This window comes from Methylobacter sp., from assembly GCF_036845245.1.
In the GTDB taxonomy this organism is placed as follows: domain Bacteria; phylum Pseudomonadota; class Gammaproteobacteria; order Methylococcales; family Methylomonadaceae; genus Methylobacter_A.
Genome location: NZ_DAIUEH010000053.1, coordinates 1 through 14,908, shown reverse-complemented (window position 1 = coordinate 14,908; position 14,908 = coordinate 1). Strand labels below are relative to the sequence as shown.

Below are 14,908 nucleotides of genomic sequence, written 5' to 3'. Positions count from 1 at the left end.
CGTTTAAGAGGTATACGTTGCCGGGTTTAAATCTACGGCAATCATATCTTGAAGCTAAATATTTGTATAATAATGACTTTCTATAGAACAATAGGTTTTTACTATACTGTCCAGATTCGGAGGGTTACGAGCGATGCTGAAAGCAGACCTCTCTTAATTACTGTATTTTTTGCCCAAGCTTACGACATTGCCGCCGCGCGCCAGTTTGATTAGTTGTTCGTTATAAAGCGCCGCAATTAAATTAGCCTGATATACCATGCCGACCAAGCGATTTTCGTGATTGACAATCGGAATTTGCCGGTAACCCTGATTTGACATCAATGGAATAAGATCGGCTATATGGGTATTTTCCGGCAGCACACAAACGGAGGTCGTCATAATATGCCCGACTGCTTCGGGTTTATCGGTCGATACGTTTGGAGTACGGCGGATAAAAGCCCGAAACTTGTCCTGAAAAGTTTCATCAGCGCCCACGCTAATAAACTTAAAAAAGTCGTTCCAGGTAATAATGCCGATAACACGCCTCGCCCTGTCAATAACCGGCATGGCTTTGAGCTTTTCGTACTGCATGCTTTTCCAGGCTTCTTCAACTTCTGTTCCGTATTCGACTGTCAGTATATTCCTGACCATAATATCGGCGCAGGTGATATTGCCTCTATAGCGTTTAAAGCTTTGCATCTGGGCATGAGTCAATAATTTGCTTAAATCCGCAGTAGAGACGTCCATAAACATATCCATGTTTTCCAACGCTTGCCCCACATCTTGTACTGAAATGCCGGTGCGCTGAGAAGCTTGAATGTCGGTACTGCGTTGATGCTTTTTATCGTTAGTTGGGTAAGAAATACTGGGATATTCATGACGCAATAGCCAGCGGTTAATCGCAATCGCCATAATCATCATGATGGCTACGTTTAAGCCGACCGGCATCAGCACAAATCCATATCCCAGTGAAGTAATCGGATCGCCCGCCATGACCGGCGTAAGGGCTGTCGCTGCGCCGGGCGGATGCAAGCATTTAAACAACAGCATGGCCAGAACACTCCCACCGACCGCACAAGCCGATGCGAAAACGCTATGGGTAAATACCTGCGCGCATATTACGCCGATGAGAGCTGATACCAGTTGCCCGCCAACCAGCGGCCAAGGTTGCGCAAGCGGACTATTGGGAATGATGAATAAAATCACCGCGGATGCGCCCATAGAGGCAACAACAATCGGGTATGCCGGGTTTGAACTGAATTGCTGCGTTATCCATGCGGTCAGCAAGATCACGCTGAAACATGAAATAACGGAAATAAGCTTGCCTTTGCGGCTTAAGCCGACCGGATCAACAGTTATAAATCGAAAAAACGGCTTAATGTTCATCATCGGCGACATCCTTCAAGTCGGTGAAACGGTAAAAGCATCCGCGTAAATATCGGCAGATGCGGCGCCTTTGAGAAAGGTCATTTTTTTCATTTGGTTGACCATTTCAGGATGGCCGCAGAGAAATATGCGCCAGCCTTTTAAATCGGTCAGAGAAGCCAACGCAACGTCGTTGACACGTCCGTGGATGAAACCTTCAGGAACATGCTTGCCTGATATGCAAGGCATGTATTGGAAATTTTCATGCTGCTCGCTAAGTTGGCGCATTTCATCAACACGGTAAAGATCTTCAACTTCACGACTGCCATGAAACAGGTAAATGGGACCGGTATGACCCTGTGCAAGCGCATCGGTCAGAATACCGGCCAGCGGCGCCAAGCCTGTTCCCGTGCCGACCAGAAGCAGGCCTTGTTCGTGTCTTTCGGGCAGGTAAAAACAATGTCCGCGCGGTTCGGATACCGCAATGCTGTCCCCTACTTTGATTTCATCATGCAGCCATTCGCTAAACCTGCCGTTGGGTAAGCGGCGAATATGAAATTCAAGAGTATTCGATTGTTGCGGGATATTGGCAATCGAATAGCTGCGCGTCAGCCCATCGGGTCTTTGTAAATTAACAAATTGTCCGGCATTAAATTCGAACGCATCCTTAAAAGCGATGATCAGCAGCAGCGTATTTCTATTGAGCATTTCGTTCGCGACAACCGTTCCTTCAGTATAGAACTCCGATTGATCCGGCAGTTTAATAACCATGTCCTGTTCCGGGTGACACAGACAGGCAAGAAAGTGATTACGCTTTTTTAATGTGCTCTTTAAACCGGCCTGAGCGGCTTCCGGCGGCGGGGTATCGGGACTGCGCACCATGCAACTGTGACAGGTGCCTTTTTTACAGGCGTAAGGAATATTAACATTTTCGCGTAACAACGCATCCAGCACTGTTTCATCCGGTTGGCAAAAATAAGCCGTTTCTTCAATCGTTAATTTGTACATGACTCTACCGTTTAAACCGGCTTCATAATCTTTTAAAGGTCATGAAGCCGTATTGTTGTGATTATCGGCCTAATACATCGTTGCGTGTGGTTTCGCATATCGCCACCACTTCGGTAATGAGCTCTTGCGGGACATTTAATTCGTTCAAAGTTGCTCCCAAGTTTTCTACAACGGCGTCGAAATGGCTGTCGTCCAAGCCCATCTTAACAAGGTGCGCATGACCCTTTCTCATGTCTTCCCCGGTATAGTTATGAGGACCGCCAAAGGCCATCGTCAAAAAAGCTTTTTGTTTGGCCGCTTGTTTTTCCATGTCAACGTTGTCGAAAAAATGGTTGATACGATCATCGTTCAGAACCTTTCGGTAAAAAATATCAACGGCTGCATTGACTGCCGGTTCTCCGCCTATTCTTTCGTAAAGCGCTTTACTCATGATTACTTCCTCATTGTTTTTTATGTCAGTCATTATGATGTCCTTAATTGTTATATATCCTGTTGGTAACCAAACACGGTTGGCGACGAACAAAGAATAGCAACTTAATACATCTTATACAACTTAAATGCGTTAAAACTTATTTTTAAGTTATAACTGTTTTTCACTGCTCCTGTTAATTGCCGGAGTTCAATTCCCTTACTGCAATGATGCCTTCTGACTTCTCCAGCAAATGCCAAAAGCCGTATAATTCTTTACCCATTGATTTTAAAAGCCATCTGTTAACTTTAATTCATCTAGCTATGAAAACTGCCGGCATCCTGCTTTGCCTGATTTTAATCATTATTGTTCACGGCGCTATCGACTGGTTTTCCAACCGGCCACAGGATGCTGGTGCCGATGTACCGGCCGGCAAGCTGATGAGCTTATCTTTTGCATCGTCCAGGGAAGGCTTTAAATTTCCGTTACCTGAGCATATTGACGAAGATTTGGGGCTATTAGCGGATAAGACTTATAGCGTACGCACTTATTCCACGCTGGGTGGCGAAGCCACGCCTGATATTGCGCGTAAATATGGCGTCAAGATGATTCAGGGCGGTTGGCTGGGGCCTGACCATAACAACAATAAAAAAGAAATCGCCGCATTGATCGAATCGGTTAATGCGCACCCCGATGTGGTCCAACGCATCATCGTGGGTAATGAGGTATTGCTTCGGCGCGACATGGATATCGACAGCCTGATCGGTTATATCCGGCAGGTCAAACAGGCGGTTAAACAACCGGTCTCATACGCCGATGTTTGGTCGATCTATATGAAATACCCCCAGCTGATCAATGAAGTGGATTTTATTACCATCCATATACTGCCTTACTGGGAAGACGAGCCGGTTCCGGTTGAACGCGCAGCCGGCCATATTGAGAAGGTCGTTCAACAGATCAAGGATAAAGCGCTCAGCATGGGGCAAAACAAGCCTATCCTGATCGGGGAATCCGGCTGGCCCAGTGTCGGGCGACAGCGCGGCAGCGCTGTACCGAGCGTGGTCAATTCAGCCAAATTTATCCGCAGCCTGCTTCAGGTAGCCACTCGCCATAACTTCGACTACAACATCATCGAAGCCTTCAATCAACCCTGGAAAAATGATTTTGAAGGCGTGGCCGGTGCTAATTGGGGATTATTGTCGGCTGATCGTAAACCGATTTTCCCTTTAACCGGCCCGGTCTGCGAAAACCCCGCTTGGCCGCTGCATTTTGCTTTAACGACAGGCTTGTGGTTACTGATTGTCGCGGTTTACTCTAAAAGACTGCAAGATGTTTCTCTGCCCCGTGTGCTAGTGTTTTTAACCTTGACGCAAGTGCTCGGCGTTTGCCTGATAACGCTGGCGAACTTTCTGTGGCACACCAGTTACAGCCATTGGCAGCGTGCTTACACGCTATCGATGATTGCCGCGAATACGGCATTGGCCGGATTGCTGATCCAACGCTTTTATGATGTTTTGGCCGGCAAGCCGGATGTGCAGCAATTAGCGGCCCGATTGAGAAGCGGCTACCTGTTTTTCATACTGCTGGCGCTTTATAAAACCTATAGTCTAGCCTTCAATGGGCGCTATCTGAGCTTTCCGGTCGAGCAATTCGCTATTCCTGCGCTTGGCATATGCAGTTTGATGATTTGTCTGTGGATTCGTCAGCGGCGGTTAAAATACCAAATTTTGGAATTCGACAGTCTCATCGGCGCGGATTTATCAACCCGTCACGATCGCATTCTTGTCTACTTGATCAGCATCGGCGCTATCGCCTTGGTGTTGGGCGAGACCAAGTCGTTTATGGAAGGGCATGATTTCATGTTGGAACATCCGTTTTTTTACGAAGGCTTGCCGTTCGCGTTAGGCTATACCTTTCATAACCGGCAGTTGCTGACCTGGTTGCTTTGGTTGTCCATCCTGTCCGTCCCATTCCGGACCAAAGCCGCCGATAAAGTTCAGGCTTAAAACATGCGTTTTTGCAGGTGCTTAATTATTATCCTCGACCTTCGCTTTTAAAGCGTTTATCCCAACAAACCCGATCACCAAAACCAATAGCCCACCGGCTATCATCACCAGTATTTTAGTGACCGGAACGCCCACCAGGAATACAAAGCGCTGTTGCTGTTGATGCCCCATATCATCCTTCAACATAATATTAAGCCTGTAGATGCCACGCTGCCGGATGGTTTGCGAAATTGAAGCAAGACCGGTATCGATAGCTTGCTCGGGCTGCTGCTTAATTACGGTAAACGCCTCCGAGGGATTTAACCATGAGGTCAATGCCGCCAATTCCAGTGTGACTAAGGTCTTACCCTGCTTCTCTTCCAGCGGTTCCACCGCCAGCGCTATTTGTCCAAGCTCAGGAAAAAAATGGCAAAAGTGTTTGCCTTCCAGCTCCGGCTGGAACTGGTAACCGCTTATTCGTAATTGGGTATCGCCCACGGTCAGGAAACAGCTATTGTTGTGATCGACGCCGTTATGAGCCAGTGCCGGTTGATGAATCATTAAACTGAACAGTGAGATGATCAGAAGGAGAGTGCGGTACGCCCTGCTTGGTTGGGTTATCAAATATTTCAAAATACTTTCCGCCAAATCAAAAACACTAGTGTATCAATTTATCGCGCCGCTTACGGCTCGGTCATTAAAATTTAATCAGGCCGACAGGCTAACAATGCTAGAATTTTGACCTATAAACCGCATTTCTTTCCGTTATTTCTGGAGCATCAATGGGCCCTCATTATCTGAACCGTTTCTTTACCCCCAAATCCGTTGCTATCGTTGGTGCATCCGAGCGCGAAGAAAGCGTAGGCTACCGACTGTTGCTTAATATGCAGGAGGCCGGCTTTAAGGGCGGGCTTTACCCGGTCAACAACAAACGCGAAACCTTATTAGGCTTAAAGGCCTATCCCGATCTGAACGCCATTCCCGAGGATATCGACCTGGTCGTAATTTCCACGCCCGCGCCCAGCGTTCCGGGCGTTGTGCGCCAGTGCGGCGAAAAAGGCGTCACTTCAGTCATCATTATCAGCGCAGGCTTCGGCGAGCTGGGCGCGGAAGGCAAGCGGCTGCAACAGGAAGTGCTGGACATCGCGCATCGTTACAGCATCCGTATCATCGGCCCGAACTGCCTCGGCGTTGCCCGCCCCAACGGACAGCTTAATGCAACTTTCGGCGACGGCACGATTAAAGACGGCAGTCTGGCACTATTGTCTCAGTCCGGTGCGGTATGCACGGCGATTCTGGATTGGGCAAAATCCCAGGACATCGGTTTTTCAACCGTGGTATCGATGGGCGGCGCGGCGGACATCGATTTTGGCGAGGTGCTGGATTATCTGGCGACCGACAGCAAAACCACCGGCATTTTGATGTACGTCGAAGGCATACGCGACGCCCGCCGTTTTTTGAGCGGCCTTAAAGCGGCGGCGCGGCTAAAGCCGGTAATCCTGATTAAATCCGGCCGCCATGAAGCCGGTTGCAAGGCGGCAATGTCGCATACCGGCGCGATGGTCGGCGGCGATAATGTGTTCGATGCGGCGATTGCAAGGGCCGGTGTGGTCAGGGTTTACAGTATTAATGAACTGTTTTCCGCGGCCCGCGTGCTGGCCAACAACTACGTGGTTAAAAAAGACCGTCTGGCGATTATCACCAACGCAGGCGGCCCCGGCGTGATGAGTACCGACCGCGCCGAGGATGTCGGCGTGCAAATGGCGGAACTGAGCCCCGCCAGCGTCACCGCACTGGATGAGGTTTTACCGATACATTGGTCTCATGCCAATCCGGTCGATATTCTGGGCGATGCGACTTCCGAGCGTTACCAGAAAGCGCTGGAAATCTGCCTTAAAGATAAAAATATCGACGGCATACTGGTCATTCTAACGCCCCAGGCAATGACCAATCCGACGCAGGTCGCCGAATGCATCATTGAGGGCGCCAAAACCAGCAAGAAACCGGTTCTGGCTTCATGGACCGGCGGCGCGCGGGTTCAGGAAGGCCGCAACCTTTTCGCCAACAGTAAAGTGGCCCACTTTAGTACGCCGGAAATCGCTGTCGATGCGTTTTCATTCCTGGCCAGTTATAACCAAAATCAAATCCTGCTGAAACAAATCCCATCGCCTACTACCGACGAACTGGCGGCTCCCGATGTTACCGGTGCGCGCTTAATTATTGAACGGGTGCTTGCGGAAGGCCGACAGGTCTTAACCGCGCAGGAAGCCAAAGCCATCCTGGCCGCGTTCCATATTCCGGTCAACCAGACGATCAAGGTTTCCAGCGCCAAAGATGCGATGATTGCAGCGGAAACGATGCGCTTTCCGGTGGTGTTAAAAGTCAATATGGCCGAATTCAGCCATAAATCCGATATTGGCGGCGTACGGCTTAATATCAACAGCGTTCAGGAAATTTCGCACCATTACCTGGAAATGGAAACCGCAATCAAACAAAAACATCCCGAAGTTACCGAAGTCGGCATGACGGTTGAACCGATGTTCAAATCGCCCAGCGGCCGTGAATTGATGATTGGCGTGGTCAGGGACCCTGTATTCGGCCCTGCAATCAGCGTCGGCTTGGGCGGCACGATGGTCGAAATATTAAAGGACAGTGTCGTCGCGCTACCGCCGCTGAATGCCTATATGGTTGAGCAAATGATTGCCAAAACCAAGGCGGCCAGATATTTGGAGGCGTTCCGCCAATTGCCGGCCGCCAATAAACAAGCGCTGGTCGATGTGTTGCTGAATGTATCGACCATGGTCAGCGAGCTGCCGGAAATTTTAGAGCTGGATATTAACCCGCTGATCGTCGATGAGCACGGCGTCATGGCGGTTGATGCCCGGATTAAAGCGGAAACGTCGCATCAACTGACCGCTTATTCGCATATGGCGATCCATCCTTATCCGCATCAATTAATCCAGCACCATCAATTATCGAACGGCGCGAATATTATGATCCGGCCCATCCGCCCAGAAGATGCGGGCATGGAAAAGGATTTCGTGCATCGCTTATCCGAACACACCAAGTATTTCCGCTTTATGCAGGCCTTGCAGGAATTGACGCCGGAAATGATCGTGCGTTTCACCCAAATCGATTATGACCGCGAAATGGCCTTTGTTGCGGTCACCGAAGATGTCAATCTGCCGGATGAATTGGGCGTGGGCCGTTATATGGCCAACCCGGACGGCCATTCGGTGGAATTCGCGCTGGTCGTTGCCGACGACTGTCAATGCATGGGCATAGGCACCCGGCTGATGAAAGCCTTGTTACAATCAGCCAAATCCAAAGGCATAGCGTTCTTTGAAGGCGAAGTACTGGCTATTAACAAGCCAATGTTATCGCTGGTGAGCAAGCTAGGCTTCAGCATTGAAACAATCGCCGGCGATCAGGAAGTGGTGCGGGTTGTTAAGGATTTGCGGCAGTAATTTATCTCTGCCTGACAACGATCGGAATTTGCGAATGCGTCATGATCATGGATAATCGTTTTTCCCCCTAATTATCTGAAAGCATTTGAATGTCGAGGTCTAAGGTATGAAAAAACGCAATTACATCCTGGCAGTTATGTTCATTGTAAGTGGCTGTATGTTTCAAGAACCTGATTATTTGAAAGTGATAAGCGCGACTGAATTGAACCAACTCATGCAACATGAGGATATATTCCTGGTTGACGTTCACACGCCCGAACAAAAGCACATCAAAGGTACTGATCTTTTTATTCCTTATAACGAAATCGAGAAATACAAAGACAAATTTCCAGCAGATAAACACATAGCCATTTATCTGTATTGCGAGGGCGGCCCGATGGGAATTGCTGCGGCAAAGTCTCTTCATGGATTAGGTTACGATAACTTAACTAATCTTAAAGGAGGAGCAATGGCTTGGAAAAAAGCGGGTTTTGGTTTTGAATAAACAGATGCGCTTTGCTGTTGAGTACGGAAACTCTCTGCCGAACGGGATTTAAACCCCGCTCCCGGATCATTAAGAAGGGATGTAAAATATTAGTTTTAGATAATAATTTGTTGGGCATCACCGATTTATGAAAGCCCTCGGATTTGGAGAACGTGACAATGAAAACTCGAATAAATCACAAAAGAGTTGCCGACAAAATAGAAACTGTGTCGATGGGATTAGGCATTACTTCCAGCATTGTAGCGGCGGGTGCAGCATTAGCTACACCAACCGGATTCAGTGCGATAGGCGTCGCTCTTGGAATAACGAGCGCACCTTTGATCGTTACCGCAGCTCCGATCATCGGGACTGCCGCAACGGTTACCGGGATCATTTCGGGTGGGGCATACTTCTATTCGAAATGGATATCGAAGAAGGCTAAAGAAAAATCCGGGGAATAAGTATAACAGCCCTGTAGGCTGGAATAAGCCGGTTCGAGCGGCAGCGAGAACCGGCATTTCCGGCACGTCCCCTTGGATGGCCTTATCCCGGCCTACATCTTTTGCCCCAACCCATCAAACCCAGCAATAAAATAACCATTGCCCAAATAACCGGTTTGTCGCCCCATTTCGCATACGGCGTCATGCCACCCATCGGGATTATCGTTCCGGTTAACGCTGTTTCCTGGAACAAAGGAGCCTGATTGATAATTTCACCCTTTGGCGAAACTATCCCGGTCATACCGGTATTTGTCGCCCGCAACAAAAAGCGCCCGGTTTCCATCGCCCGCATTCTTGCCATTTGCATATGCTGGTGCGGCTCTATCGAATTGCCGAACCAGCCGTCATTGGTCACGTTAACCAGGTAAGCGGCGTCAGGCAATCCTCGAATGCTTAGGTCGCCGAATACGTCTTCATAACATATCAACGTTATAAAGGGATAACCGCCCGCTTTCAGCAAAGGCTGGTTTAGCGCCCCGGGCGTGAAATTCCCCAGTCTTATATTTATCTTGTTCAGCACAAAACCGGATAAGGGCTGTAGCGGCAAATATTCCCCAAAAGGCAATAAATGGGTTTTACGATAGATGCCTTCTTCGTTGCCTAAGGTTATCACGGCATTGAAGTTCTTCTTCGGGCTCGTTTCCTGCACTGGGACGCTGATGATTAAATCGGTATTGTGCAGCTTGGCGTCGTTACTTAACGGCGTTAAAAAAGCATCTTTAACCTGCTCCAGATAGGCGGGAATCGCCGTTTCCGGCCAGATAACGATATTGGAATCCCAGTGTTCTTCAGTCATCCTTTTATATTTCAACAGCGTATTTATTTTGTTTTCAGGCCGCCACTTTTGATCCTGCGCGATATTGCCTTGAATCATCGAAACGCGAATCGGATGGCCGATTTCATATGTCCAGCTTATATTCCGCAGTAAGCCGCCCATGCCCCACAAAGCAACAAGCACCATGATTAGCTGTAGGGGCGATTTCAATCGCCCGGCATCAATAAAGCCGTCACCTAAAGATAAAGGAAATACAGGCTTTACATTTACTCCTACTCCCCGGCTGGCGTTTAGTAAAAGCAAAATATCCGACCATTTAATCACGCAAAAAACTTCCACAGTAATTGAGGCCGTTAATGCCGCAATAAAACCGGTACCGTAAACGCCCAATACCGGTATATATCCAGCCAGAGGCGTTTCCAATTGGGAATAAGCAATATGCAACCAGGGAAACCCGTTGAACACCCAATAGCCCCGAAGATATTCAACGAATATCCAAATAAGCGGCATTAACAAGATCCGGACCGCTGCCTTATTTACCGGATTTATTTTTACCGAAAGATAACCGACCAGAGCCGGAAATATCGCCCAAAAACCAGAAAACAAGCCGGTCAGCAGACTCGCCTCAAGCATACCGGCTCCGCCAAAATCGTGCATGCTGATATAGACCCAGGATACCCCGGAACCGAATGCGCCCAAGCCGAATAAATAGCCGCGCATGGCTGCACGCTTAGTCGATATGTTCCGGAAAGAAGCGAATAAAAACCCCAACGCTACCAGCGTCAAACAGGAATAATCAAAAGGAGCAAAAGATAACGTGAATAAAATACCGGCAATTGGGGCGCAAAAATCCCAATACCGACTGTTTGAGTATTTCATGTTTTATTTTTAAACTTGTAAATGAACGCTCATTGAAATTAACTGTCATAATATCAAAAACGTCACGGGATAGTTTTGCTGCTTGTCCCGTCTTAAGTGGGAAATCCGTCAATATCAAACATATCCCACGCCCCTGTTTATTATAAGGAGCATATTGTGAAAGTTGTTAAAATGCCCGGACCAATGCGCATGGTGTGGGGAAGCGTAATAGCCTATTGGTTGGCAGGAATTGTCAACCCTGCTTTTATTGCAATTGCGGTAATGATTGCACTGTTTATCCCAATCCTGATCGCTGACCCTTTTTTTCCGAGCCAGCCTGAAGAATAAAGGTTGGTATTGCCGCACATATTTTTTGTATGAGGCAAGCCATGAAAATATCCCTGTTTATTTTTGTACTATTGTCGCTGTGTTCGCTTAATGCCGTCGGCAAAAAACTCTATAAATTTCAGGACGAGCAAGGCATATTCCATTTTACCGATAATCCGGCCGAAGCGGCTCGAAACAAGGACCAACAAAAACTTGAGGTCAGACAGCTTAAAGTCGCACCCAAGCAATTAGTCTGGCTATTGCAGTCGGGCGAAGAGCGGCATCCGCAGTATTATATTCGCAATGATTATGCAGGCCCGGTCGAAGTTGAAATCAACTTTTCCGAACGGGACAATGTTAAAGCCACGCCCGAGCTGCCTGGACGGTTTGTCGTTGAGCCTGGAAAATCGGACACTCTTTTTCAAATAAATGCTCTCAATGAGCAAGAGTCATGGCGGCTGGCGCTCAAATACCGCTATATCATCGGCAGTCCTTTATCGCATTACAGCTCTAAAGCAAGCTATTTGCCGCCGATAGCTCCCAATGCAGCGTTTCAAATTTCCCAGGCTTTTGGCGGCAGTTTCAGTCATAACGACGAACAGAACAAATATGCCGTCGATATTATGATGCCGGTTGGTACACCGGTTTACGCGTCCCGGTCGGGCATCGTCCTGGAAGCCGAAGATGACTTTTATAACGGCGGCACCAATAAAGTCTACACGTCCGAAGCCAATAACATCAGGATTTTGCACGATGATGGCTCTATGGCGATTTATGCCCATTTGGAACTGGAGAAAGCACAGGTTCATCCGGGGATGGCCGTGGCGGCCGGGCAATTGATCGGCTATTCGGGCAACACCGGTTTTTCCACCGGCCCGCATTTGCATTTCGCGGTTCAGATTAACCAAGGGATGGAGCTGGTTTCAGTGCCGTTTACTTTTATCGATCAGCAAGGTCAAGCAGTGGAACCGAAAGTTCACGTATGGCTTAAAGGCATCGCTCCATCCCGGATGGGTAACGCTGTTGAATGATGTTTACCGAACAAGCGCTTTTCCTGTGCCCGTCTTCACAATCGGCTGAATCATCTGTCAAAATCAAAAAGCATTAACGAATGAATCAACAAAGCGTTTTACTGGGCGAGCAATTGCTCCCAATCGACCTGAAACAACAAGCACTATCCGAGCAATGGCTGACGCCTCACTTGTCGATAATTCACGATGAATTGTCGATATTGCGTCAACTTGCCGACGCTGAATTATCCGTTCAATTTACCCAGTCGCCCAAGCCCTATCCGCTTGGGCGTTGTCTGGAAATCAGCCGTACTGTCTACGGCTATCTGCAAAAGGGCATTCAACAACCGCAATCCGAGGCGATGAATGCATTGCATCAATTTGTTATCGGCGGCGGCGAAGCACGCCGGGTTTGGGGGGCGTTACGGGAGCAATATTTTCAGAATGCTTTTCAGCTGGGCAATTATTATGTCGATGTGGCCAATGATACGGTCGATATAATGAAGCCGAAGATTGAAATTTTGCCGCTACAGGCTGCCGGTTTTGTCAATTTACGCGATTTCAGCCATTTTGCGAAAATAGGCGAACGGTATTGGCAATGCACGTTTTATCCCAATCTTCTTTTACCGGAACTGGCGCCGCTATTTCCGTTGTTTTCGTATACTGCAAACGGGCAGGTACGTTTACACAGCAATATGGATTATATGTTGCGCATGAATATCGCCGACTGTTTCAAGCCGGCTGAGCAATATTTGCGTTTGGAGCATCGGACGGTGTTGCCGACCGAATTGAAAGACAGGGTGGTTGCTAATTTGCAGCAATGTCATATGACCGCGCTGCTTACGGATGACCCGGAGCAAGCGCTGCGTTACTGTCGACAATACCGTAAAGCCAAGCGCATGCACGATATGCCATTTTTACAGCAGTTGCTGGATCAGCAGCAGGCATTTAATTTGCCCGCTGTATAGCTGAGAAAAATCCGGGCAAAAACCAAGTTAAATCATCCGGACCACTGGGGCGGCATACTGTCTCGAATTGGTCTTATAACGTTGATTATTAATGAAAGACAACTTCTGGCTGGCTTTTAATGACCATCACCGCCTCTTGTGCAAACAATGCTTTATATTTTGCTGCGATGGCCGCGACCTTGTCGCGGTTCTCCTGCTTATCATCACAAACGATTTCCACCACTCGGCTATTTTCTTGCTCAATCATACCGTTTGCACCTTGCCATTGCCCTTTTGCTTCAAACAGCGTTAAACCTTTAGGAAAACGCGAGCTGATTTCCTGCTGCAAAAATTGATTAAACTCCCGGTCACTGACTGCGCCACCGGCGGGTTTATTCATGCCGAAATAAAAACGGTTCAGTTGGTTGGCGGGTGTGCAGCCTAAACAGGTTAAGACAGTAAATAACAATAGATAGTTTTTCATAGCAGTTGCGATGGGTTGCTTAGCAGCGAATCAACCTACAAATAATTCGCCTTACAGATTTTAGTAACAAAGATTTTATAGATAACTCACTTATATTCAGCAACTTAATGTCATTAGTGAACAACTCTGCGTTTAAATTATGTGCAGTGGCCACAATTAAAGCATCAGGCAATTTAAGTCTATATTGGCGACGTAAAGCAATCGCGGATTGTTTAATCGTTTCAGTTAAATCAATAATCGTTACATCGTTTAAGAAAGAGCGAATTTCAGTTTCATCCTCCATCTTGAGTAATAGATAGGACAATAATTCAATTTCGGTAATCACTTACACATAAAAATCAGCTTGTGGCAAAGGTTCTGCGAAACGTCCCGCTAAAAAATAGAGCACTACGTTGGTATCTAAAACGATACTCATGCCCATTCATCTCGTATATCTTTTTGAAAGTCTAAAGGATCTTGGGTCAGGCTGATTTTCCCGGCGTGGTGGTTGATCGATTTCCGATTTTGTTGTTCTGATCGGTCGTCCGCACTTTCATCGACTAACACAATGACTTTAACGTGTTTGCCTTCTTGCCAGTGTTGGTAAGAAACAGGCAAGTGAATCAGACCGTTTTCAAGATGCGTTTCGAATTCTATAGCTTGCATGGTTTTCTCCTATAAATACTGCTTCAAGGTGGCTTGTTTTTTACTTGTTACTTCATACCTAATTTCTTCACAGTCGGACGGGGCAGTTGCTCCGTCTGACACATTTTGCGTTAGTTAAGTGTAACCGCTTAGTGCAGACATCGCGAAATCGTTAAGAACGGGGTTGCAAACCATATCCCGCTTAGGCCACTCTTTTGGCGATTTCAATGTCTTTACGCAATAAGTCATTGACTAATGATTGCAAGCTTTCCTGCGTCGTTAAATTTTTTTCATTAAGATATTGAATAACGTCCTTATCTAAATATATCGGTAATTGAACGTCTTCAACAGGCACGTAAAATTTACCTTGTTCGGCATTAGAAAAATCATATTCTTCTTTCATTTTGTAAGCCTCTTCATATAAGTAGCGGTCTCGGTAGCCGTTGCTTTTCTGGCGGAAATAATTCTGACGACATCATCATATCGAAAGGTATGAACAACTAACAGCATTTGTTCATTCAAGCTTTTGCCCAATAAAAGCCAACGTTCTTCCGTTTTCGAATGTTCATCATCAGGTATGCTCAAGGCAAAAGGGTCGGAAAACACATAGGCGGCGCTGCTAAAATCAATAGACATCTTTCCTAAATACAGCGATAGCGCAAGTTAACAAGAGCCGCCACTAAATTCCAATTCAGTGAGTAATTCTT

17 protein-coding genes are annotated in these 14,908 nt (G+C 47.4%); 7 read left to right on the top strand and 10 right to left on the bottom strand.

Annotated elements, in window-relative coordinates; translation table 11 throughout:
- Positions 1-153: 153 nt before the first annotated feature.
- From V7051_RS19830 to V7051_RS19820, 3 genes are all read right to left on the bottom strand, one after another.
- Entirely contained in the window at positions 154-1,368 is a 1,215-nt protein-coding gene (locus V7051_RS19830; protein WP_333877998.1) for an HPP family protein, read from the bottom strand.
- A 12-nt stretch (positions 1,369-1,380) separates the two neighbouring features.
- A complete protein-coding gene (locus V7051_RS19825; protein ID WP_333877996.1) occupies positions 1,381-2,352 on the bottom strand; it encodes an FAD-binding oxidoreductase in 972 nt (323 codons plus the stop codon).
- Positions 2,353-2,413: 61 nt separating this feature from the next.
- Positions 2,414-2,815, bottom strand: a complete 402-nt coding sequence (locus V7051_RS19820; protein WP_333877994.1) for a group I truncated hemoglobin — start codon at positions 2,813-2,815, stop codon at positions 2,414-2,416.
- A 269-nt stretch (positions 2,816-3,084) separates the two neighbouring features.
- On the opposite strand from V7051_RS19820, the gene V7051_RS19815 reads away from it, so the two are divergent.
- On the top strand, positions 3,085-4,767 hold the full coding sequence (locus V7051_RS19815; protein ID WP_333877992.1) for a glycoside hydrolase family 17 protein: 1,683 nt from the start codon (positions 3,085-3,087) through the stop codon (positions 4,765-4,767).
- A gap of 21 nt (positions 4,768-4,788) precedes the next feature.
- On the opposite strand, the gene V7051_RS19810 is transcribed toward V7051_RS19815, so the two are convergent.
- Complete coding sequence (locus V7051_RS19810; RefSeq protein ID WP_333877991.1) at positions 4,789-5,379, bottom strand: hypothetical protein; 591 nt, start codon at positions 5,377-5,379, stop codon at positions 4,789-4,791.
- 149 nt (positions 5,380-5,528) lie between these two features.
- Between V7051_RS19810 and V7051_RS19805 the strand changes: the two genes are divergently transcribed.
- The 3 genes from V7051_RS19805 to V7051_RS19795 all read left to right on the top strand — a co-directional run bounded on the left by V7051_RS19805 (position 5,529) and on the right by V7051_RS19795 (position 9,137).
- Entirely contained in the window at positions 5,529-8,213 is a 2,685-nt protein-coding gene (locus V7051_RS19805; RefSeq protein WP_333877989.1) for a bifunctional acetate--CoA ligase family protein/GNAT family N-acetyltransferase, read from the top strand.
- A gap of 106 nt (positions 8,214-8,319) precedes the next feature.
- Complete coding sequence (locus V7051_RS19800; protein ID WP_333877987.1) at positions 8,320-8,697, top strand: rhodanese-like domain-containing protein; 378 nt, start codon at positions 8,320-8,322, stop codon at positions 8,695-8,697.
- 158 nt (positions 8,698-8,855) lie between these two features.
- On the top strand, positions 8,856-9,137 hold the full coding sequence (locus V7051_RS19795; protein WP_333877986.1) for a hypothetical protein: 282 nt from the start codon (positions 8,856-8,858) through the stop codon (positions 9,135-9,137).
- 82 nt (positions 9,138-9,219) lie between these two features.
- On the opposite strand, the gene lnt is transcribed toward V7051_RS19795, so the two are convergent.
- Positions 9,220-10,830, bottom strand: a complete 1,611-nt coding sequence (gene lnt, locus V7051_RS19790) for an apolipoprotein N-acyltransferase (RefSeq protein WP_333877984.1) — start codon at positions 10,828-10,830, stop codon at positions 9,220-9,222.
- 156 nt (positions 10,831-10,986) lie between these two features.
- On the opposite strand from lnt, the gene V7051_RS19785 reads away from it, so the two are divergent.
- The 3 genes from V7051_RS19785 (at position 10,987) to V7051_RS19775 (ending at position 13,114) form a co-directional block, all read left to right on the top strand.
- Positions 10,987-11,157, top strand: coding sequence for a hypothetical protein (locus V7051_RS19785; protein ID WP_333877982.1), 171 nt, complete (start codon positions 10,987-10,989; stop codon positions 11,155-11,157).
- Positions 11,158-11,198: 41 nt separating this feature from the next.
- Entirely contained in the window at positions 11,199-12,167 is a 969-nt protein-coding gene (locus V7051_RS19780; protein WP_333877980.1) for a peptidoglycan DD-metalloendopeptidase family protein, read from the top strand.
- A gap of 80 nt (positions 12,168-12,247) precedes the next feature.
- Positions 12,248-13,114, top strand: a complete 867-nt coding sequence (locus tag V7051_RS19775; protein ID WP_333877979.1) for a hypothetical protein — start codon at positions 12,248-12,250, stop codon at positions 13,112-13,114.
- Between the two features lie 88 nt (positions 13,115-13,202).
- Here V7051_RS19775 and V7051_RS19770 read toward each other — a convergent pair whose 3' ends face one another.
- From V7051_RS19770 to V7051_RS19750, 5 genes are all read right to left on the bottom strand, one after another.
- Positions 13,203-13,577, bottom strand: a complete 375-nt coding sequence (locus V7051_RS19770) for a DUF3574 domain-containing protein (protein ID WP_333877977.1) — start codon at positions 13,575-13,577, stop codon at positions 13,203-13,205.
- Positions 13,578-13,596: 19 nt separating this feature from the next.
- The gene (locus V7051_RS19765; RefSeq protein WP_333877975.1) at positions 13,597-13,902 is read right to left on the bottom strand and encodes a PIN domain-containing protein; all 306 of its coding nucleotides are present in this window, start codon (positions 13,900-13,902) and stop codon (positions 13,597-13,599) included.
- An 86-nt stretch (positions 13,903-13,988) separates the two neighbouring features.
- Positions 13,989-14,222: a hypothetical protein gene (locus V7051_RS19760; RefSeq protein WP_333877973.1), complete on the bottom strand. Its 234-nt coding sequence runs from the start codon at positions 14,220-14,222 to the stop codon at positions 13,989-13,991.
- Positions 14,223-14,403: 181 nt separating this feature from the next.
- Positions 14,404-14,604 carry a hypothetical protein gene (locus tag V7051_RS19755; RefSeq protein ID WP_292432192.1) on the bottom strand — a complete coding sequence of 67 codons (201 nt, stop codon included), beginning with the start codon at positions 14,602-14,604 and terminating at the stop codon, positions 14,404-14,406.
- On the bottom strand, positions 14,601-14,837 hold the full coding sequence (locus tag V7051_RS19750; RefSeq protein WP_333877969.1) for a BrnT family toxin: 237 nt from the start codon (positions 14,835-14,837) through the stop codon (positions 14,601-14,603). The genes V7051_RS19755 and V7051_RS19750 overlap by 4 nt, the downstream gene beginning before the upstream one ends.
- Positions 14,838-14,908 lie beyond the last annotated feature (71 nt).